The sequence below is a fragment of the Variovorax sp. Varisp85 genome, from assembly GCF_047304045.1.
GTDB lineage: Bacteria > Pseudomonadota > Gammaproteobacteria > Burkholderiales > Burkholderiaceae_C > Variovorax.
Map to the genome: position 1 here is coordinate 1 of NZ_JBGLYN010000073.1, position 18,412 is coordinate 18,412.

Below are 18,412 nucleotides of genomic sequence, written 5' to 3' on the forward strand. Positions count from 1 at the left end.
TTGATACTGAGACAAGCCCGCGCGCTGCGCGCGCTTCTGCGGACTCGAAATCGCGCGCGGTCTGGCGCTGCGAGAACACGCGCAGCGCTTCCATCGAGGATGCGCGCGCGGCATTGACCTCGTGCTGACGTGCGCCAAGATAGCTCACTGCGATGCCCTCTCGAGAGGTTGATTCAAACGCTCGAGGTCTTGAATCAACGGGCGAGCGGCGCGACCAATGAGCCAAGCGCACATCGCATCACGCGACCACACACGAGCAAAGGGGCCATAGGAGCCGACACGCTCCCTGCGCAGACGGTCGACCATCTGAATCAGGTCATCCGGCATGGCGACAGATACACGCTTCACAACGTGGCCTCAATCAGCGCAGCAGCCAGCACACGCACGTTGCGCGCGATGACTTCTTCGTAGGGGGAAAGCGAGCGGTGCTCGCCTCCGTCGCGGGCTTCGAGCCAGTAACGGAGGCGGAGGAAGTTGCGGGCCTGCGAACTCATCACCGGCACAGCGGAATGGAGGGCGAAAGCACCCATTGCCAGAGGCCGTATGCGACGGCACTGCCGATGGCAACGGCAAAGACAAGCAGCGAAATAAGGCCCAGGTCCGACACGAGTTTTTCAAGCTTGGTATCGCTCATGCCCGCCGCTCCATGCGCGCGTCACGCGCATTGCTGACCTTGAGGACCGGCACACGCCTGCACTTCCGATGCACGCGGTACCAGAAGCCAGCGGGGTTCTTGAACTGATCGGCGAGCGGAGTAGGAAGCGGCTTCACAGCGACTGCCCTCCCATGGGCACGCCGCGTTGCGTGTACGTCAGATCGATGGCGGTCACACCATCGTCTACGGTCGCTTCGATGCTCAGGCCGTCATAGCCGTCCTCGACTGCCGCCCTGAACGCTGCTTCGACAGCAGCGGACAGGAGAGCAAGCCGAGCGGCATGCAGCGCGTCAGGGGTGACGAGCATGGAGCACCCCTTCAGCTCTTGGTGAGCGGAGCCAGGCGCGGAGCCACCGCGAGGCTCCCGGTCCGGTCCACATACAAGCTGGAGGGGTGCAGGAGGTACTCGCCAACGGCATAGACCAGCGGCTGGCCCTGCTCGTTGCGGTCGAGGATGATTTCGAGCTTTTCGGGGAAGGGAGCGGGCTTGCCGTCCTTGCCGATGGTGTGCACGTAGACCGTCTGAAATTCGAGGTTGTAAGGCTTCTGAGAGGTCTTGCCGATACCGGTCATGTTGCGGGTGACGACTGCGGGGATGCTGACTTTGATCATGTGGTGGCTCCTGTGTCGTGCGACGTTGCACGCGAAGACCCTGCACGCAGGGCTATCGTGTGAAACGTCAGACGCTGAAGCCGGCCACGGACTGGCCGTTACGATGCGGGCCTATGACCGTCAATCCCTTGCTCTTTTGGTCCATCTGCGCGATGGCCGTCATCGGCTTCGCGCAAGCACTCGCAACGGTGTTCAAACGCGAGCCCGAAACCGGTTCGCTTTTCGAAAAGCCGATAGCGCCGGAGGGATTCGTCTGGGTGCTGGTGCCGGAGGCAGACGCAGCCAGGTTGCAGCGATAAAACAAGGGTGACTCCTTTAAGATCGTGTTCAGGCCCGACAACGTAGTCAGACATGACAACAGAATCACCGGAGTGTACTCATCGTGACAACATTTACCTCATTGAAAGAAACAATCGATATAGCCGAAGAAATAGCCGGAGGCCTGCGCCCACTGGCGCGGCTACTGGACACGAATGCGTCCAACCTGATTGCGATGCGAAAAGGGGAAAGACCATGCCCGATAGGCATACGCGCACGTCTTGCGGAAGTCACAGGCCAAAGCACGACGATAGCCATGCTCGACGGCCTAATCGCAAAACTGGATACCAACGACTATCACGAGGCGCAGCTAGAAGTCATCCTGCGCTCAGTCGCCACGTCCATTCAGGACCAAGAAACAAAAAAGCCCAGTAGCTCGAAAGCTACTGGGCTTGATTGGCGGAACCGGAGGGATTCGAACCCTCGATGAGGCTCTACACCCCATACTCCCTTAGCAGGGGAGCACCTTCGGCCACTCGGTCACAGTTCCTGAAAGAAGCCGAGATTATGCCATCTTTAGGCGCTCGGCTGATCCAGATCGAAGGCTTTGTGCAGTGCGCGCACTGCCAATTCCATATATTTTTCGTCGATCACAACCGAAGTCTTGATTTCGCTGGTCGAGATCATCTGGATGTTGATGCCCTCCTCGCTCAGCACGCGGAACATCTTGCTCGCCACGCCTACGTGGCTGCGCATGCCGATGCCCACGATGCTGACCTTGCAGATCTTGGTGTCGCCCACGATCTCGGTCGCGCCCAGCGAGGGCATGACCTTCGACTGCAGCAGGTCGACCGTCTTCGCGTATTCGTTGCGATGCACGGTGAAGCTGAAATCGGTCTTGCCGTCCTTGCTGAGGTTCTGGATGATCACGTCGACTTCGATGTTGGCGTCCGCCACGGCACCGAGGATGTGATATGCGATGCCGGGCTTGTCGGGCACGCCGAGCACCGAGATCTTGGCTTCGTCGCGGTTGAATGCGATGCCGGATACGACGGCTTGTTCCATGTTTTCGTCTTCCTCGAAAGTGATCAGCGTGCCGGACTTGGCCTCTTCATTGATGTCGATGTCCCACGGCGTGAAGCTCGAGAGCACACGCAGCGGCACCTTGTACTTGCCGGCGAATTCCACCGAGCGGATCTGCAGCACCTTGGAGCCCAGGCTCGCCATCTCGAGCATCTCTTCGAAGCTCACGGTCGTCAGGCGGCGCGCATCGGGCTCGACGCGCGGATCGGTCGTGTAGACACCGTCCACGTCGGTATAGATCAGGCATTCGTGCGCCTTCATGGCCGCGGCAATGGCCACGGCCGAGGTGTCGCTGCCGCCACGGCCCAGCGTGGTGATGTTGCCGTCGTCGTCCACGCCCTGGAAGCCGGTGATGACCACCACCTTGCCGGCGTTCAGGTCGGCCATGACGCGCTCGTCGTCGATGCTCTCGATGCGGGCCTTGGTGTACGAGTTGTCGGTGCGCACCGACACCTGCCAGCCCGCGTAGCTCACGGACTCGACGCCTTCGGCCTGCAGCGCGATGGCCAGCAGCGCCGACGACGCCTGCTCGCCGGTCGAGGCCAGCATGTCGAGCTCGCGGCTGTGGGCCACGCCGGGTTTACTGGGCGCCAGTTCCTTGGCCAGGCCGAGCAGGCGGTTGGTCTCGCCGCTCATGGCGCTCGGAACCACGATCATCTGGTGGCCTGCGCGCGCCCACTTGGCGACGCGCTTGGCGACATTCTTGATGCGCTCGGTCGAGCCCATCGACGTACCGCCGTATTTGTGAACGATCAATGCCATGGGTGAAATCAGAGAAAGGGAAAGGGCCGCTTGAAAGGCGGCGCCCTGCAAGCTGTCAGAGCAAAGTCTTCGGCGAGGGCGAAACATTGTACCAATGCAGGCAATCGCCCTGCCGCTCGACGAAACCGGCGGCCACCTTGAGGTGGATGCGGTGGCCGCGCGTGGCGCAGGCGCGGACCTGGTCGAGCAGCTGGTCGAGCTGCGCGGCGCTGGGCGCGCAGCCGTGCGACTGCATCAGCCAGTGGCGCAGCACGTTGGCCTGGCGGGCGCGCGACAGCGTCTGCAGCGTCGCAATGCGCGGCGGGCTGCCCACGGTTTCCAGGTCTTGCGCCGCCAGTTCGGCCAGCAGCTGCTGCGCCTGTGCGGCATGGCCAATGCTGCGCGCGAACGTCGTACGGAACTGCGGAAAGGCCTGCTCCAGCGCCGGCAGCAGCACGGAGCGAATCCGGTTGCGGGTGTAGCGTGCGTCGCCGTTGGTCGGATCTTCGATCCATGGCAGGCCTCTACCGGCCAGCCATTCGCGGATGTCGGCGCCGGCAACGGCAAGCAGCGGCCGATGGATGTCGAGCCCGTTGCGTCGCGCCTGCGCTGGCATGGCAGCGAGCCCCGGGAGCCCCGCGCCGCGTGACAACGCCAGCAGCAGGGTTTCGACCTGGTCGTCGGCGTGATGCCCCAGCGCCACACATTTGACAGCCGCCCTCGCCCCATCCGCGCGTGCCATCTCGGCGAACGCCGCGTAGCGGGCGCGGCGGGCGGCATCTTCCGGACTGTCGCCGGGCGCATGCCGCGCATCGACGCGATGGACGACCAGCGGCACGCCCAGGCGTTCGCACACCGCCCGGCAATGCCGCTCGAAATCGTCGGCCGCAGCCTGCAGCCCGTGATGCACATGAAAGGCGATCACCTGCCCCGGCCAGCGCGATGCGCAGGCAGCCAGCAAGGCGGTTGAATCCGCGCCGCCGCTGAAGCCCACCGCCAGCGGCCAATGCGCCGGCTCGAACGCGGCGATGGCGCGTTCGAAAGCGGAGTTCATGACAGCGCCCGCGCGTTATCTGACGCTGTCGGCCTTGGTGTCGTTGAAGCGGCCGTAGCTCTGCAGGCGCTCGTAGCGGCGATCCAGCAGTTCCTTGGTCTTCAGGTCGCTGACCTGGCGGAACGCGTCGTTGAGCGCGCGCTTCAGGAAAGCCGCCATCTGCCGATGGTCGCGATGCGCGCCGCCGACGGGCTCGTTCACGATCTTGTCGACCAGGCCCAGCGCCTTGAGGCGGTGCGCGGTGATGCCCAGCGCATCGGCCGCTTCCTGCGCCTTGTCGCTGGTCTTCCACAGGATGGAAGCGCAGCCTTCGGGGCTGATCACCGAATAGATCGAATACTGCAGCATCACCAACTGGTCGCCGACCGAAATGGCCAGCGCGCCGCCGGAGCCGCCTTCGCCGATGATGGTGACGATGATCGGCACCTCGAGCTGCGCCATCTCGAAGATGTTGCGGCCGATGGCTTCCGACTGGCCGCGTTCCTCGGCGTCGATGCCGGGGTAGGCGCCGGGCGTGTCCACGAAGGTGAACACCGGCAGCTTGAACTTCTCGGCCATCTTCATCAGGCGCAAGGCCTTGCGGTAGCCCTCTGGCTTGCTCATGCCGAAGTTGCGCGCGGTGCGCTCCCTCGTGTCGCGGCCCTTCTGGTGGCCAAGCACCATGCAGGGCACGCCGTTGAAGCGCGCAAGGCCGCCCACGATCGACAGGTCGTCGGAGAAGTGCCGGTCGCCGTGCAGTTCGACGAAGTCGGTGAAGATCTCGTTGACGTAGTCGAGCGTGTACGGGCGCTCCGGATGCCGGGCGATCTTGGTGATCTGCCAGGGCGTCAGGTCGCTGTAGATGTCCTTGGTGAGCTGCTGGCTTTTCTTGCCGAGCTGATCGATTTCTTCAGAGATGTCGACCGCGGATTCGGTCTGCACATAGCGCAATTCTTCGATCTTGGTTTCGAGTTCAGCAATGGGCTGCTCGAAGTCGAGGAAGGTTCGTTTCGCCAACGTCTTCTCCTGTTGTTCAATACGCGACTGGAACCGGGTCCAGCGATCGCCAAATATACCAAGTCGCCACGCTGCAATATGGCGCCCAGGCCACGGCGACGTCGCGGGCATCGCTGCGGCTCACAGGATCGCCGGAAAAATAATTGACGCTGATGCCGTTGAGCAGCCCCAGGTCGTCCACGGGCAGCACGTTCGGGCGCATCAGGTGAAAGATGAGGAACATCTCGGCCGTCCAGCGGCCGATGCCGCGGATGGCCACCAGCTCCTCGATGATGAGCTCGTCCGACATGTCCTTCCACGCGTCGACGTGGACCATGCCCGAATCGAAATGCAGGGCCAGGTCGACGAGGTACTCGATCTTGCGCGCCGACAGCCCTGCCCCGCGCATGTCGTCGACCTTGAGCTTGAGCACGTTGGCCGGCGTGAGCTTGCGCGGCAGCGCGGCGAACTTGTCCCAGACCGACTGCGCGGCCTTCACCGAGATCTGCTGGCCCACCACGCTGCGCGCGAGGGTGGTGAACGCGTCGCCGCGCGACTCGAGGCAGGCGTCGCCGAACTTCGGAATGAGCCGCTTCATGACGCGGTCTTTCCGGGAAAGGTGCTTGCATGCCTCCTCCCAATAGTCCGGCGTATAGATCTGGACGCTGGTCTTCCTGGTGGCGGGCATGGGGTTCGTCGTTCCGTTCACTGCGCAGCCGCCCAGGTCGTGCCTGTGGGCGAATCCTTGAGCACGATGCCCTGCTCGAGGAGTTCCTGGCGGATGCGATCGGCTTCGGCGAAATTCTTCGCGGCCTTGGCTGCGGCGCGCGCTTCGATCCTGCCCTGGATGGTGGCCTCGTCGAGCGTGGCGCCCGCGCGCAGGAAGGCCTTCGGGTCGTCCTGCAGGATCTGCACGCAGCCACCCAATGCCTTCAGCAATCCGGCCTGGGCGGCCGATTGCGTGCGGTTCACTTCGCCCGCCAGGTCGAACAGCACCGCCACGGCTTCGGGCGTTGCGAAGTCTTCGTCCATCGCGGCCTTGAAACGCGCGGCGTACGGGTCGGTCCAGTCGATCTTCACGTCGGCCGGCGCCACGAGATCGAGCGCCGTGTACAGCCGCTTGAGCGAGGCGCGCGCATCGTCGAGGTGGACGTCGCTGTAGTTGAGCGGGCGCCGGTAGTGCGCGCGCAGCACGAAGAAGCGGATGGTCTCCGCGTCGTACTTCTTGAGCACATCGCGGATCAGGAAGAAGTTGCCAAGGCTCTTGGACATCTTCTCGTTGTCGGTCACGATGAAACCGTTGTGCATCCAGAAGTTGGCCAGCGGCTTGCCGTTGGCCCCCTCGCTCTGCGCGATTTCGTTCTCGTGGTGCGGAAACTGCAGGTCTTCGCCGCCACCGTGGATGTCGAGCGTCTCGCCGAGCAGTTCGCAGGCCATGGCCGAGCACTCGATGTGCCAGCCCGGACGGCCGGCGCCGAATTCGCTGGCCCACTTCACCTCGTCGGGCTCGGTGGCCTTGGCGCTCTTCCAGAGCACCGGGTCGAGCGGATCGTCCTTGCCGTCGAGCACGGCCACGCGCTCGCCCGCATGCAGCTCGTCGATCGACTTGCCGCTGAGCTTGCCGTAGCCCGGGAACTTGCGCACCGCATAGTTCACGTCGCCGTTCTCGGCACGGTAGGCCAGGCCCTTCCTCTCGAGCGTGCCGATCATCGACAGCATCTGCGGGATGTAGTCGGTGGCGCGGGGTTCGTGGGTGGGGCGTTCGATGCCCAGCGCGTCGGCGTCTTCGTGCAGCGCGTCGATCATGCGATCGGTCAGCGCGCGGATGCTCTCGCCGTTTTCAACGGCGCGGCGGATGATCTTGTCGTCGATGTCGGTGATGTTGCGCACATAGGTGACATCGAAGCCGCTCACCTTGAGCCAGCGCTGCACCACGTCGAAGGCGATCATCGAGCGGGCGTGGCCGAGATGGCAGTAGTCGTAGACCGTCATGCCGCAAACGTACATGCGCACCTGTCCCGGTTGCAATGGGGAGAATTCCTCCAATTCACGCGACAGCGTGTTGTAGATGCGCAGACTCATGAGGCTCGGAAAGCGTCGTTTCGCGCACGTGCGGCACGGGCGAAAGACGGTGTTTTTCAGGGGTGACGGGGGCTGTGTCGCGAGGGGTTGGACATGGCCCCTCGGCTACAATCCGACCTAGTATAAACGTCTGCTGCCGAGCGGCGTGCGGGTGTTCCCCAAGCCCGCTGAGCCCGCATCTCCCCCATTTCCGCCGAGGCTTCATGAAGCACGCCGCATTCTCCAGACTCTCCATTGCCTTCGCACTGCTGTTCAGCCTGTGGGGCTCCGCAGCGCACGCCAACGAATACGACGACGTGAACCTGATGCTGCGCCAGGGCAAGTCGAACGAGGCGCTCGCCAAGGCCGACACCTACATCGCCGGCAAGCCGCGCGACCCGCAGATGCGCTTCCTGCGCGGCGTGATCCTCACCGAACAGAACAAGCAGGCCGAGGCCATCGCCGCCTTCACGCAACTCACGCAGGACTTCCCCGAGTTGTCCGAGCCCTACAACAACCTGGCCGCGCTGTACGCGTCGCAAAGCAAGTTCGACCAGGCGCGCGCCGCGCTGGAGCAGGCCATCAAGCTCAACCCGAACTACGCCACGGCGCACGAGAACCTCGGCGACGTGTATGCCCGTCTCGCTGCCCAGGAATACGTGCGTGCGCAACAGTTCGCCAGCACCAATGCGAGCGTTGCGCCCAAGCTCGTGCTGATACGCCAGATCTTCACGCCGAAGGCCGAAGCCGAGGCCGCCCCCCTGCCCGCACCGCCGGCGGTCATTCGCAAACCGGTCGGCCGCACCAGCAAGTAATCGCCACCGCCGGCATGGGCGCCGCAACGGTGCCTGCCGTGCGGCCCCGTTTCCTCATCCGCACACGGAGCCTCATTTGACGATCCAGTCCCTCTCCCGCTTCAGCCGCCGCAGCGCACTCGCGCTGGCCACCGCCCTCGCGTTCGCAGCCACGGCCCATGCACAGACTGCCGCGGCGCCGCACGTCAAGCTGGCCACCTCGGCTGGCGACATCGTGGTCGAGCTCGATGCGGCCAAGGCACCCAAGTCGGTCGAGAATTTCCTGCAGTACGTCAAGGACAAGCACTACGACGGCACGGTGTTCCACCGCGTGATCGATGGGTTCATGATCCAGGGCGGCGGCTTCACGGCCGACCTGCAGCAAAAGCCCACGCGCGCCCCCATTCCGCTGGAAGCGAGCAACGGCCTGAAGAACGACAAATACACGATCGCCATGGCCCGCACCGGCAATCCGAATTCCGCGACCTCGCAGTTCTTCATCAACGTGAAGAACAACGACTCGCTCAACGCGCCCAACCCCGACGGCTACGGCTACACCGTGTTCGGCAAGGTCGTCGCCGGCACCGACGTGGTCGACAAGATCCGCGCGGTGGCCACCGGCAACAAGGGCGGCATGCAGAACGTGCCGCTCGAAGCCGTCACCATCAAGTCCGCCACGCTGGTGGCGAAGTAATTCATTTCCCAAGCAGGAGTCCCCTCATGAGCAATCCCCAAGTCGAACTGCACATCAAGAACTACGGCGTGATCACGCTCGAACTTGACGCCGCCAAGGCGCCGAAGTCGGTCGAGAACTTCCTCTCGTACGTGAAGAAGGGCCACTACGACAACACGGTGTTCCACCGCGTGATCCCCGGCTTCATGGTGCAAGGCGGCGGCTTCGAGCCCGGCATGCAGCAAAAGCCCACCGGCGCCGAGATCGAGAACGAAGCCAACAACGGCCTGAAGAACGCCAACTACACCGTGGCGATGGCCCGCACCAGCGCGCCCCACTCGGCCACCGCGCAGTTCTTCATCAACGTGGCCGACAACGGCTTCCTGAACCACACCGCACCTTCGGCCCAGGGCTGGGGCTATGCCGTGTTCGGCAAGGTCATCAACGGCACCGACGTGGTCGACAAGATCAAGGCCGTGAAGACGGGCCGCAAGGGCTTCCACGACGACGTTCCGCTCGAAGACGTGGTGATCGAGAAGGCCGTCGTCATCGCCGAGTGACTGTGAGCCCGGCGGCGGCCGCAACAACGGTGTTCAAGGAACTGGTGGCGCCGCCTGCGTGGCGCACGGTCGACCTGATTTCCGACCTGCACCTGCAAGCCGGCGAGCCCGCCACCTTCGAAGCCTGGCAGGGTTACCTGCAGACCACGCCGGCCGATGCGCTGATCATCCTCGGCGACCTGTTCGAAGTATGGGTCGGCGACGACTCGCTCGACTCCGCTGGTTTCGAGGCACAGTGCGCCGAGCTGCTGTGCCGCGCCGCGCAACGGCTGCCGGTGTTCTTCATGCACGGCAACCGCGACTTCCTCGTCGGCCCCGCGTTCGCTGCGCGATGCGGCTTCACGCTGCTCGATGATCCCACGGTGCTCGTGCTGCACGGCCAACGATGGCTGCTGAGCCACGGCGACATCCTCTGCCTCGAGGACACCGAGTACCTCAAGTTTCGCGCGCAGGTTCGCACGCCCGAGTGGCAGGCCGCATTCCTGGCCAGGCCGCTGGAAGAGCGCCGCGCGCTCGCACGTTCCATGCGCGTGCAGAGCGAAGACCGCAAGCGCAACCCCTCGGCCATCTGGGCCGACGTCGACACCGCCGCCGCGCGCAACTGGCTGCAGCAGGCGAACGCCCACACGCTGGTTCACGGCCACACGCACCGCCCTGCCGATCACGACCTGGGCGACGGCCTGCACCGCGTCGTGCTGAGCGACTGGGATGTGGCAGCGCATCCGCCGCGCGCGCAGCTGCTGTGCCTGTCCACCGCCGGCGCGCAGCGCGTCGATCTGCGCTAGCCGCGCCGCCGCCAATGCTCAAGTGGCTGCGCCGCCTGCGCGCCCTGCCCCCGATTCCCGAAGCCGCCTGGCAGTCCGCGCTCAGGCGCTACGCCTTTCTCGGCGCCCTGCCCGCCGCCGACCGGCAACGCCTGCGCACGCTGACGGCCGAGTTCCTGCGCGACAAGGAATTCCACGGCGCCAAGGGCTTCACCATCACCAATGAAGTCGCGCTGGCCATCGCGGCCCAGGCCGTGCTGCCGGTGCTGCATCTCAAGGGCGGACTGAACTGGTACGACGACTTCGTCGGCATCGTCGTGCACCGCTCCGAGGTGGTGGCGCGCCGCAAGGTTGTCGACGAGGCCCAGGTGGTGCACGAGTACGGCGAAGTCGTCGCCGGCGAAGCCATGGACCGCGGCCCCGTCATGCTGAGCTGGGACGATGTGCTGGCAAGCAGCATCACCAGCGAGCGCGGCTACAACGTCGTGATCCACGAGTTCGCCCACAAGATCGACATGCGCAGCGGCGACGCCAACGGCTGCCCGCCGCTGCCCGCCGGCTTTGCGGGCCAGCGCAGCGCGCGCGCAGCCCGCACGGCGTGGCTTGCCGTGCTGCAGCCTGCCTACGAGGATTTTCGCGAGCAAACCATCAAGGCCGAGCGCTTCGGCGGCGAGCCGCCATGGCTCGACGCCTATGGCGCCACCTCGATCAGCGAGTTCTTCGCGGTGGCGTGCGAGGCCTACTTCGTGAACCGCCCGAACTTCGCCCGGGACTTCCCGGGCGTGCTCGCGCTTTTCGATGAATTCTTCATCGGCGGGAAGGCCTGAACGACTCGGCGTTCGATTCGCTGCCCCAAAAGAAAAAAGGCGCCCGGCGAAGGGCGCCTTTTTTCGTGGCCGCGACTTTCGGCCGGCTGCTTACTTGCGCAGCAGCGCCTTCAGTGCGTTCTGCAAACGTCGCGCGCTGGAGGCATCGTGTGCAGCAGCCAGAACCTTGCCGGCATCCTGGCCCCAGGTCTGTGCCGGCGCCGGGTCGCCACGCTTCGTGAGCAGCTTGAGCTGCAACGCGCGGCGCGCGTCGAGTTGTTCGGCCGGCGTCGGCACTTCGGCCGCCATTTCGAGGCGCAGCAGCGCTTCGGCGGCATCGGGCGCGGCGGCCGTCGGCGCGGAGCCGATGGCTTGCGACCAGCCGCTGCGCACAGCGGGCGTGACTGCGCGGCCCAGTTCCTGAATGCTCGGCAGGCGGCTGGCGTCGCGCTGTTCCCATGCGCCCAGCACCTGCGTCAGCGCTTCGCCATGTGCCTGCGCGGCAAGCTTGCGCAGCGCCATATCGGCGCGTTCGAGTGCTTCGCGTTGCGCGCGGAAGGCTGCATCGCCCAGACGCGGGCCACGGTCTTCGAAACGCGGCGGACGGTCGCCGAAACGGCCCGCAGGTGCGCCGCGATCGCCGCGTGCGTCCGAGCGCGGAGCACCGCGCTCGCCTGAGCGGCCCGGACCACCAGCGCCTGGCCGACCGCCTTCGCGCCGGTCGCCGAACCGGCCGCCTGCGCCACGGGCTGCGGGAGCCGCTTCGGCCTTCTTGCTGCTGGGGCGGTCGTCGCCGCGCATCGCCACGACGGGCTTGGGCGCGGGCTTCGGTGCCGCGGCCGGCGCTTCGACAGCGGCGGCTTCGCCGGCGTCATGCGCCGGGCCATCGGCGCGTGCCGAGGCATCGGCACCGTCAGCGGGCGCCACGAGATCGACCGAAGCGGCAGGCGCCTGGCTTGCGTGCGTACCGGGCGAGGCTTCCGCATCGCTCGGGCTCGGCGCCTGCTCCGCGCTTTCGCCGAATTCAGCGGCGGCCTGACCCGGAGCCTCGATCTCGGTCGCGCCAACCGACGGACCGTCGCTCGCGGCAGCGGCCTGCTCGGCCTTCGATGCGGGCGGCGGTACTTCACCGCGCATCGCGGCTTCCAGCCGGGCAATGGCGGCGCGGATCTTCTGCACGTCGCCGCCAGCATTGGCTGCGTCGAGTGCCTTGGACGCATCGAGCACATGGCGGTCGTGCTCGCTCATTGCGGACGACGCCTTTTCGCGCTCGGCCGTCTTGCGGTTGAAGGCTTCGTCGATGGGCGCGCGGAATGCGTCCCACATTTTCTGTTCGTGGCGGCGGTCGAGCGGCACGCTCTGCGCCTCGGCCTGCCAGCGCTGCTGCAGCGCCTTGACGGCATCGATGCGCAGCACCGGCTGGGCGCCGAGTTCGATCGCCTCGGCGATCATCGCCTGGCGGCGTTCGACGCTGGCCTTCTGCGCGGCCTCGAACGGTGCGCGGGCCGCGCCAAAGGCTTCGTTCCACTGCGACTGCAGCTCGGCGAACACCTTCTCGCCCACGTGGCCGCCGTCCCGCCAGCGGTCGGCGAACTGGTGCAGCGCGCGGTTGTGCGCCTTCAGGTCGGTGGCGCCGGCATGTTCGGCGGCCCAGGCCTTGACTTCTTCGATCAGCGCGACGCGGTGCGCGCGGTGCTCGGCCGCATCGGCGCGAACCTTCTCGAGCCAGGCCTCGACCACCTTGTGGGCTTCGTTGCAGGCTTCGTCGAAGCGCTTCCAGAGCGCGTGGTTAGGCACGCCGCCCTGGTCGGCCTGCTTCCACTGGTCGCGCAGGGCGCGCAGGGTTTCCTGCATCTTGCGGCCGCCGAGGGCCTGGCCCTCGGGACGCTTGAGCAGGCCTTCGGCCTTGGCGACGAGGTCTTCGCGCACCTTGTCGGCACTCCAGCGCTGCCACCCTTCGAGTTCGCCAGCGGCCACCAGCGCGGCATGCACGCGGGCTTCGAGCGGCGCCTCGACCAGCTTGCCGTGTTCCTTGAGCACGGCGCGCAGCGCAGCAGCCGCACCGGCGCTGGCCTTGCCATGGCCTTCGGCGGTTTCCTGCTCGAGCTTGGCAAGCGCGGCCTGCACCGCGTCCTGCGCAGCGGCGCGCACGGCCGGGTCGACCTTGGGCGCAGCGGGGCGAGCAGGGGCGGCAGGCTTTGGCGCCACGACCTCGCCGCGCGCAGCGCGCAATTCATCGGCCCACACGGGCACGGGCGGCAGCGGTGCGGTAGCATCGGCCGCGGCCGCGACGGCCTGCGCCAGCGCGCTGTGGAACGCATCGGACACCACCAGCAGTTGCGACTTCGACGATTCGAGCTGCGGCGCGAACTTGGCGTCGAGGCTGGTCCAGTTGGCATCGGCCGTGATCTCGCCCGCCTGCTGCTGCCAGTGGGTCACATCGGCGCGCAGCGATTCCTCGGCCGCCTGGGCATCCTGCCAGCCCTTGGTGGACAGCACCTCGAAGCGCTGCGCCAGCAGCACGGCGGCTTCGCGGTGCACCTGGGCACGGTGCTGCAGGTCTTCGATGCCCTTGACGCGTTCGGCCAGCCTGGCCTTTAGACCAGCCAGCGGTTCGCGCGACAGCGGCGCGCCGGCCTTGGCGGCGTCGCGCTGCCAGGCCAGTGCATCGGCGATGTTGAGCTTGGACTGGCCCAGCAGCGCCTCGGCCTTTTGCGCCCATTCGGCGGCAATGGCTTCCTGGCCCTTGGCGCGCTTGAGTTCGTCGAGCTTTTCGCGCAGCAGGCGCGCGGCGCCCTTGTCGCGACCGCTCAGCTCCTTGAAGACCTCCTGCATCAGCTCGGGCGCGGGGTTGCCCGCGAGCCAGTCGCGGATGCGCGCGGCGCGCTCTCCGGAGGTCGGCGCGGTGAAGGCGCCGCCGGTGAGCGTGTCGAGGGCCTGAAGGTCGTGTGGCTTGGAAGAAGTAGAGGTCACTGCGCGAAATCGTTGTCTTGGTAGAGAAAGCGAAGGCGCCGGCAAAGGCCGGCGCACATCGATATTTTCACCCACTTGCGGTTGGCCGCTGAATTCCGTCCTGAAACGGTAGCGAACACGGGTCGTGGGCGGGAGGCGAATGAACTACATATATAGCAAGCTGAAGAAAAAAACCAAGTCCCGCGGGCGGATCGCCGCGCCTCACCTCATGGTCAGGCTGAGCTCGGCGCCCGGCTTCCAGTCGCCGCCGCTGGCACTGGTGCGCACGGCGCCCAGGAACAGACGCTCGCTCGGCAGCTTCTTCGCGAGCAGGTAGTCGCGCACGGCCGCGCCGCGTTCGACCGCGAGCTGGCGCATCGACTCTTCGTCGACCGGCACGCTGGCGAACAGCAGCTTCTCCATGTCCGGAACCGGAAGGTCTTTCGCCAGGCCGACGAGGTTGCGCGGCTTGGTGATGTCGGCGCGCTTGTACACGGCGGTCAGCAGCCCGGGGTATTCGGCATCGGTGACGGGCGGCACCTCGGTGCCGGTCTCCCCGCCGCGCACTGCGACCCGGCGCTTCTCGGCGTAGGCGAGCTGGCGCACGCGCTGGCGCTGGTAGGCGTCGCGCTCCTTCTCGAGGCTGGAGGTGCCGACCACCGTCATCTGCAGCGTGGGCCGGTCGGTCAGCGCCTTGGCGACCTTGTCGAGGCCCTCCTTGGCGGTGGCGCCGAGTTCCGAACTGCCGGGCTCGAAAGTAATGGCGCTCGATTCGTCGCTGCCGCCGCCGAGGCCGCCTGTAAGCAGGCGGAACGGTGCCGTCGCGGCCTTGGCGATCAGGTTGACCACGGCCTTCCAGATCAACGGGCCGACGCTGAACTGCGGATCGTTGAGCGACCCGCTGAGTGGCAGGTCGACGTCGATCACGCCGTTGCGGTCGGCCAGCAGCGCCACGGCCAGCTTGACCGGCAGGCTGCTGGTGGAGCCTGCGACTTCGTCGCCGAACTGCAGCTGGTTGAGCACCAGCTTGTTGGTGGCCGTCAGCTGCCCGTCCGGCGCGACCTTGTAGTTGACGTCCATGCTCATCTTGCCGCGCTCGATGCCGTGGCCGGCGTAGCGCACCGAGTACGGCGACAGCGGAGCGAGATCGAGGTCGCGCATCTTGGCGGTGATGTCGAGTTCGAGCGGCTTGGCCAGCGGATTGAGCTTGCCGGTGATTTCCAGCGCCGCGGTCTGCTGCGCCTTGCCGCGCAGTTCCAGGTCGGCCAGCGCGGGGCGGCCGCCCTCGCCCTTGGGCGGGTTCGACGAGAACGAACTGAGCTTGCCTGTCAGCTCGCTGAGGTCGGCCGAGTAGTTGGGCTTGACGAACAGGTCGGTGAAGTCGATCTTGCCGTTGACCAGGCTCATCGGGCCGAAGTTGATGATGGGTGCGGGGCCCGCATCGGCCGCCGGAGCGGGCCCCGCTGCGGTCGCCACCGGCTTGGCGGATGGAGGTGCCCCGCCGACCATCTCCTCGGCCGACACCGGCGCGCCCCCCGCGGGTTTCTGCACGGGTGCCCGGGCCCTGGTGGTGGAGGTTCCGCCCGGGCCCTTGCGGGTACTGGCCTCGCCGGCCGCCGCCGCAGCCGCGTTCGCCTCGGCCTCGCCCTTTTTGGTCAGGCTCGACAGGTTGAGCCGGCCGGTCGGGTCGACGATCACGCGGGCGAAGAAGTCGGTCAGCGTGGTTTCGCGCACGTCCACGTTCGGCGGGGCGTTGGGCGCCATGCTGACCTGCAGGCCGCGCAGGCTCAAGGTCTTCCAGCTCAGCAACTGGTTGGTGTTGCGATCGAAACCGGGCGACTGCGTGAGGGAGACACTGTTGGCGCGGAAGTCGTCGAGCGCGGTGTCGCCCGCCAGCTTCAGGCTCATGCCCGCCGGCGACGTGGCATAGCGCACCGTGCCGCGGTAGCTCGCGAAGGCGCGCCGGATATCGACGTTGAGCGCGTCCGCGTAGTAGGCCTTGAAGGTATGCGCGGGGAACGACGCCACCTCGAGCCGGCCCTCGGCCGCGAGCGGCTTGAGCACCACGTTGCCCTTGTAGTCGAAGCGGCCCGGCTCGGAGCGACCGGAGCCGATGCGGCCCGAGACTTCCAGCGGCGACGCCGTGCTGGTTTCGGGCGCGATCTTCTGGGCCTGAAGCTTGAAGGCAGTGACTTCCACGGCCACCGGGGTGGCGCCGGCCTTGTCCGCATAGGAAAGCGCACCGTTGTCGATCGCCAGCGTGCCGATGGTCAGCGCCCAGGGCTTGGTGTTGGCGCCCGGTTTCGGCGTCTCTGCGCCTGCGGGCTTGGGCGCGGCGACCTTGGCTTCGGCCTCCTTGGCGCCGCCGCCGGCCGGCGTCTTGAGCCAGCGTTCGAACATCCAGCGCTTTTCGCTGTCGCGCTCGACGCGCACCTTGGGGTTGGTCGCGGTGAACGAGGCCACGTTCAATGTGTGCTTCGTCATGTCGGCCTCGGCATCGACCAGCTCGAAGCGGCCGACGCTCGCCAGCGCGGTCTTGGCCTGGGTCAGCGCGAGACCGTCGGCGGACAGGCGGCGCGCCTTGAACTTCAGGTCGGGCTGGGCCCAGGCGACGTCGATCTGCCCGCTGAGCTTGCCGTCCAGCGTGGGCTCCAGGCTTTGTGCCAGATAGGGTGCGGCCAGCGACAGCGGCAGCGCGTCGACCTCGGTCTGCACGTCCGCCACCTTGTCGGTGGCGGTGCCCTTGAACTTGAGCGAGGCGCCGGCGATGGCCGTGCTGCCGTTGAATGCGGCCGGCTTTTCCATCGGCCAGGTGACGCCCGTGACGTCGATGCCCAGGTCGATCAGGTCGACGGCCGCGGCCGGATTGGTCGTTTCATCGCGCCAGCCGATGCGCCCGCCGTCCAGCGCCAGCTTGTCGACCTGCACTTTCAAGGCCGGCTTTGGCACCGCCTTGCCGGCCGGAGCACTCGCCGTAGCGGCCGGCAGCGGCGCCGCCTTCTCGGCCGCGCCAGTGGATGGATCGGTGGCCAGCAGATTGAGCTTGCCGGCCGCGTCGCGCGCCACCGCCAGTTGCGGTTTGACCAGCGCGACTTCGCTCAGGTGGAACACCGATTCCAGCGGGCGCACGTCGGCCAGCGCCAGCTTGAGCGAGTCGAAGGCCAGCAGGTCGCGGCCGCGCGCATCGGCCACCTTGGCGGTGTGCGCCTCGACCGTGCCGGTGATCCTCAGGCCGGTGGTCTCCGCTTGTTCGAAGCCGATCTTCAGGTCGGCGTCGAGGCTGCCCGCCTGCAGGCGCACCGGCAGGCCGCCGGGGATGTAGCCGAGGTACGGCACCAGGTCGAGCCCCTTGAACTGCACATGGGCGTCGGTCTTGCGGTTGTCGGCGAAGGGCGTGGTGAAGGCGGCCGAGTCGAACTTTCCACCATTGAGCGCGAAGGCCAGCTTGGGCTCGGTGTTGATGTCGCGCTTGGAATCGAGGTTGCTCAGGAACGGCACCTTGAGCACGAAGTCGCGCAGTTCGTGCTTGCGCTTGACCGTCTGGTCGTCGAAATCGACCGAGCCGCCATTGATCGCGATGTTGTAGATGGCAAAGCGCGCGGGCTTGGCGTTCGGATCGCGCGGCGGGCCGGCCGAGAGCTTGGCCAGGACGTCGTCGATGTCGTATTTGCCGTCGGTCAGGTGCGTGAGCAGGACGGCTGGGCCGTCGATCGTGACTGCGTCGATCACCGGCGCAAGGCGCAGGAGCGACTGCAGTTCGGCATCGGCGTAGATGCGGTTGATGGCCACCTGCGGCTTGCTGCCGTCGGCGGTGGCAATGCGCAGATCGCTCAGCGTGAGTTCGAGCGTCCAGGGTTTGAAATCGATCTTTCCTACTGTTACCTGGCGCCCGAGCTTCTCGCTCGCGATCTTCTGGAGCTGGCTTTTGGCAATCGGCGGCACTGCCAGCCAGGCGATGGCCCAGAAGGCCAGCAGAACCAGCACCGCGACGACCCCACGCCGCGCCCATTTGTTTTGTTTGATCGAAGCAAAGTCCATCAAGGGAGTGTGCCGCAAACGGATGGCCAATCCAGAAGCAAGAAAGCCCGGCAACGCGACGGAATTGTCTTGTTGCCGGGCTTGATGGCGGGCCCAAAACCCATGCCATCGATTCGCGCGACCGGAAGTCAATGGTTCCTGCCGTGCTGGCAGCAAGAGATTGCCACCATGGATCCTCGGCCGCTGAGCCCTTGACTTGCACCTCGGGCTGCCGGACCTCGGAAAACACCTGAAAACTCAGGCCCGTCCAGATTAGGCGTCACACCCTCGGATTGCAAACGCGTTTTGCCAAGGGGTTTCCCGTAAACCTAAACACCTCTTGCCAGTCGATTTTTTAACCGCTTATTAGCATAAAGAAACAATTTCTTATGCTTGACCGGGTATTT

At 66.2% G+C, this 18,412-nt stretch carries 18 protein-coding genes and 1 tRNA gene; 7 read left to right on the forward strand and 12 right to left on the reverse strand.

Translation table 11 applies throughout. The features are described 5' to 3' along the window. Positions 1–344: 344 nt before the first annotated feature. From ACCC97_RS23635 to ACCC97_RS23650, 4 genes are all read right to left on the reverse strand, one after another. Complete coding sequence (locus ACCC97_RS23635) at positions 345–497, reverse strand: hypothetical protein (RefSeq protein ID WP_413335380.1); 153 nt, start codon at positions 495–497, stop codon at positions 345–347. After that, positions 494–634, reverse strand: coding sequence for a hypothetical protein (locus ACCC97_RS23640; protein ID WP_413335382.1), 141 nt, complete (start codon positions 632–634; stop codon positions 494–496). Before ACCC97_RS23640 ends, ACCC97_RS23635 begins: the two co-directional genes overlap by 4 nt. A 133-nt stretch (positions 635–767) precedes the next feature. Further along, a complete protein-coding gene (locus tag ACCC97_RS23645) occupies positions 768–962 on the reverse strand; it encodes a hypothetical protein (RefSeq protein WP_413335384.1) in 195 nt (64 codons plus the stop codon). Between the two features lie 11 nt (positions 963–973). Continuing rightward, on the reverse strand, positions 974–1,267 hold the full coding sequence (locus ACCC97_RS23650; RefSeq protein ID WP_413335386.1) for a single-stranded DNA-binding protein: 294 nt from the start codon (positions 1,265–1,267) through the stop codon (positions 974–976). Positions 1,268–1,380: 113 nt separating this feature from the next. Between ACCC97_RS23650 and ACCC97_RS23655 the strand changes: the two genes are divergently transcribed. Together ACCC97_RS23655 and ACCC97_RS23660 are read left to right on the forward strand one after the other, a co-directional pair. Further along, the gene (locus ACCC97_RS23655) at positions 1,381–1,566 is read left to right on the forward strand and encodes a hypothetical protein (RefSeq protein ID WP_413335388.1); all 186 of its coding nucleotides are present in this window, start codon (positions 1,381–1,383) and stop codon (positions 1,564–1,566) included. A gap of 83 nt (positions 1,567–1,649) precedes the next feature. Next, the gene (locus tag ACCC97_RS23660) at positions 1,650–2,015 is read left to right on the forward strand and encodes a hypothetical protein (protein WP_413335390.1); all 366 of its coding nucleotides are present in this window, start codon (positions 1,650–1,652) and stop codon (positions 2,013–2,015) included. Here the strand turns inward: ACCC97_RS23660 and ACCC97_RS23665 are convergent. The 6 genes from ACCC97_RS23665 to cysS form a co-directional block, all read right to left on the reverse strand. Further along, positions 1,983–2,075: transfer RNA gene (locus ACCC97_RS23665), tRNA-Ser, on the reverse strand. The genes ACCC97_RS23660 and ACCC97_RS23665 overlap by 33 nt on opposite strands. Before the next feature lie 26 nt (positions 2,076–2,101). Next, on the reverse strand, positions 2,102–3,370 hold the full coding sequence (locus ACCC97_RS23670; protein WP_007836888.1) for an aspartate kinase: 1,269 nt from the start codon (positions 3,368–3,370) through the stop codon (positions 2,102–2,104). Between the two features lie 55 nt (positions 3,371–3,425). Next, positions 3,426–4,403 (reverse strand): tRNA lysidine(34) synthetase TilS, encoded by a 978-nt coding sequence (tilS, locus tag ACCC97_RS23675; RefSeq protein ID WP_413335392.1) that lies wholly within the window; start codon positions 4,401–4,403, stop codon positions 3,426–3,428. A gap of 15 nt (positions 4,404–4,418) precedes the next feature. Continuing rightward, on the reverse strand, positions 4,419–5,399 hold the full coding sequence (locus tag ACCC97_RS23680) for an acetyl-CoA carboxylase carboxyltransferase subunit alpha (RefSeq protein ID WP_413315413.1): 981 nt from the start codon (positions 5,397–5,399) through the stop codon (positions 4,419–4,421). Positions 5,400–5,415: 16 nt separating this feature from the next. After that, complete coding sequence (locus ACCC97_RS23685) at positions 5,416–6,066, reverse strand: DNA-3-methyladenine glycosylase family protein (RefSeq protein ID WP_007836894.1); 651 nt, start codon at positions 6,064–6,066, stop codon at positions 5,416–5,418. 17 nt (positions 6,067–6,083) lie between these two features. Beyond that, positions 6,084–7,460, reverse strand: a complete 1,377-nt coding sequence (cysS, locus tag ACCC97_RS23690; protein ID WP_007836896.1) for a cysteine--tRNA ligase — start codon at positions 7,458–7,460, stop codon at positions 6,084–6,086. Positions 7,461–7,663: 203 nt separating this feature from the next. On the opposite strand from cysS, the gene ACCC97_RS23695 reads away from it, so the two are divergent. The 5 genes from ACCC97_RS23695 (at position 7,664) to ACCC97_RS23715 (ending at position 11,057) form a co-directional block, all read left to right on the forward strand. Beyond that, positions 7,664–8,254 carry a tetratricopeptide repeat protein gene (locus ACCC97_RS23695; RefSeq protein ID WP_007836897.1) on the forward strand — a complete coding sequence of 197 codons (591 nt, stop codon included), beginning with the start codon at positions 7,664–7,666 and terminating at the stop codon, positions 8,252–8,254. A gap of 76 nt (positions 8,255–8,330) precedes the next feature. Further along, positions 8,331–8,927 carry a peptidylprolyl isomerase gene (locus ACCC97_RS23700; protein WP_007836898.1) on the forward strand — a complete coding sequence of 199 codons (597 nt, stop codon included), beginning with the start codon at positions 8,331–8,333 and terminating at the stop codon, positions 8,925–8,927. 26 nt (positions 8,928–8,953) lie between these two features. Then, positions 8,954–9,466 (forward strand): peptidylprolyl isomerase, encoded by a 513-nt coding sequence (locus ACCC97_RS23705; RefSeq protein WP_007836899.1) that lies wholly within the window; start codon positions 8,954–8,956, stop codon positions 9,464–9,466. Then, positions 9,463–10,251: a UDP-2,3-diacylglucosamine diphosphatase gene (locus ACCC97_RS23710; RefSeq protein WP_413335394.1), complete on the forward strand. Its 789-nt coding sequence runs from the start codon at positions 9,463–9,465 to the stop codon at positions 10,249–10,251. Before ACCC97_RS23705 ends, ACCC97_RS23710 begins: the two co-directional genes overlap by 4 nt. Before the next feature lie 14 nt (positions 10,252–10,265). Further along, on the forward strand, positions 10,266–11,057 hold the full coding sequence (locus ACCC97_RS23715) for a zinc-dependent peptidase (protein ID WP_413335396.1): 792 nt from the start codon (positions 10,266–10,268) through the stop codon (positions 11,055–11,057). A 90-nt stretch (positions 11,058–11,147) separates the two neighbouring features. Here the strand turns inward: ACCC97_RS23715 and ACCC97_RS23720 are convergent, their stop codons facing one another. Then, positions 11,148–14,009: a DUF349 domain-containing protein gene (locus ACCC97_RS23720; protein ID WP_413335398.1), complete on the reverse strand. Its 2,862-nt coding sequence runs from the start codon at positions 14,007–14,009 to the stop codon at positions 11,148–11,150. A 201-nt stretch (positions 14,010–14,210) separates the two neighbouring features. Then, positions 14,211–18,026, reverse strand: a complete 3,816-nt coding sequence (locus ACCC97_RS23725) for a DUF748 domain-containing protein (RefSeq protein ID WP_413335400.1) — start codon at positions 18,024–18,026, stop codon at positions 14,211–14,213. Between the last annotated feature and the right edge of the window lie 386 nt (positions 18,027–18,412).

What these genes read in the sequence shown, in the direction of transcription:
- tilS (WP_413335392.1), bottom strand. Translation starts at nt 4,403, where the DNA reads ATGAACTCCGCTTTCGAACGCGCCATCGCCGCGTTCGAGCCGGCGCAT.
- ACCC97_RS23650 (WP_413335386.1), bottom strand. Translation starts at nt 1,267, where the DNA reads ATGATCAAAGTCAGCATCCCCGCAGTCGTCACCCGCAACATGACCGGT.
- ACCC97_RS23715 (WP_413335396.1), top strand. Translation starts at nt 10,266, where the DNA reads ATGCTCAAGTGGCTGCGCCGCCTGCGCGCCCTGCCCCCGATTCCCGAA.
- cysS (WP_007836896.1), bottom strand. Translation starts at nt 7,460, where the DNA reads ATGAGTCTGCGCATCTACAACACGCTGTCGCGTGAATTGGAGGAATTC.
- ACCC97_RS23670 (WP_007836888.1), bottom strand. Translation starts at nt 3,370, where the DNA reads ATGGCATTGATCGTTCACAAATACGGCGGTACGTCGATGGGCTCGACC.
- ACCC97_RS23705 (WP_007836899.1), top strand. Translation starts at nt 8,954, where the DNA reads ATGAGCAATCCCCAAGTCGAACTGCACATCAAGAACTACGGCGTGATC.
- ACCC97_RS23655 (WP_413335388.1), top strand. Translation starts at nt 1,381, where the DNA reads ATGACCGTCAATCCCTTGCTCTTTTGGTCCATCTGCGCGATGGCCGTC.
- ACCC97_RS23725 (WP_413335400.1), bottom strand. Translation starts at nt 18,026, where the DNA reads ATGGACTTTGCTTCGATCAAACAAAACAAATGGGCGCGGCGTGGGGTC.
- ACCC97_RS23695 (WP_007836897.1), top strand. Translation starts at nt 7,664, where the DNA reads ATGAAGCACGCCGCATTCTCCAGACTCTCCATTGCCTTCGCACTGCTG.
- ACCC97_RS23645 (WP_413335384.1), bottom strand. Translation starts at nt 962, where the DNA reads ATGCTCGTCACCCCTGACGCGCTGCATGCCGCTCGGCTTGCTCTCCTG.
- ACCC97_RS23640 (WP_413335382.1), bottom strand. Translation starts at nt 634, where the DNA reads ATGAGCGATACCAAGCTTGAAAAACTCGTGTCGGACCTGGGCCTTATT.
- ACCC97_RS23685 (WP_007836894.1), bottom strand. Translation starts at nt 6,066, where the DNA reads ATGCCCGCCACCAGGAAGACCAGCGTCCAGATCTATACGCCGGACTAT.